We start from the raw sequence: 1078 nt of genomic DNA on the forward strand, positions 1-1078 counted from the left end.
CTCTTTATAAGTATAGATAAGACCATTTATAATTTTTTTTGTTCCATTGATATAAATTGAACCTCTTGAAATATTATAAATAACAAGATATGTTAAGTAATTAAGATTTTTTGAATTCAAGCATATTTTTTGCCACAATAAAAAATTATCCGATCGATTTCCAAATATATTATGTCTAATAAATTCTTTCACACATATCTCAAAAAATGGTTCTACGTGATAAAATAATAGATAATTGATCATCTTCTTCCAAAAATCAGAAAGATAACTTGGTCTTAAATATTCAAGTTCATAAGGTTGAGAATAAATAATTTTCAAACAATCATTAATTAATTGCGCAGGCAATATTTCTAGTACTTTTACAGGTTTTAATGAATAAAGATTAATATCACCTACTATTTTAACTTCAATCTCTTTTGGAATTTCACATTGTGCCAAAACAGTAGCTTTAATCCATCTTAAATCTTCTCTGTTTGAATCTATTAAATTCAGAACTATATTCTTTTCATTAGTATTTAATTTATTCCAATATTTAATTGTTAATTTTAAATTGTATAAGCAGAAAATTGAATTATTATTTGATAATATCCTTTTAAATAATTCCTTTCTTATTTCAAAATCATTATCAGTAAATTCAAGCAATTCATCGCTAATCGCCATTTCATAGTCCGTTATCTCTATTTTATTTTGAATTCTCAATTCGATTCTATCTAACCATGTCTCAAATACTTTAATTCCATTGTTAAAAATTAGATATTTCATAGATGTTCTCATCGTATCGTAATATCTCCCATCATTTAAAAAAATATTAACTGGTAAACTTTTAAAAAAAATCGGAAAAATTTCTGCCCAAATATTCCAGAGTTCAGTAACATCTCTTTCCGAGAACTCTCTCCAACTAATAGATTCTGCAGAATAATCTATTGAAAAATTTGTAATTAAATTATTTGCTCTAATAGATATTTCTTGCTTAGAAAATAATTCTTTTAAAATATTAAAAATAAAATCTTTGATTTCACTAGAATGAATATTCCAATTAAGAAAACTACCCCAAATCCCATAGAAAACTACTGTTGGA

The 1078-nt window shown here is 24.3% G+C and carries 1 protein-coding gene; it reads right to left on the reverse strand.

The genetic code is table 11. The features are described from left to right. The coding region (locus B0A67_RS25110; RefSeq protein WP_207557395.1) for a hypothetical protein at nucleotides 1-1078 on the reverse strand (1078 nt) is incomplete at both ends.

Origin of the sequence: Flavobacterium aquidurense (genome assembly GCF_002217195.1) — a bacterium.
Classification (GTDB): domain Bacteria; phylum Bacteroidota; class Bacteroidia; order Flavobacteriales; family Flavobacteriaceae; genus Flavobacterium; species Flavobacterium frigidimaris.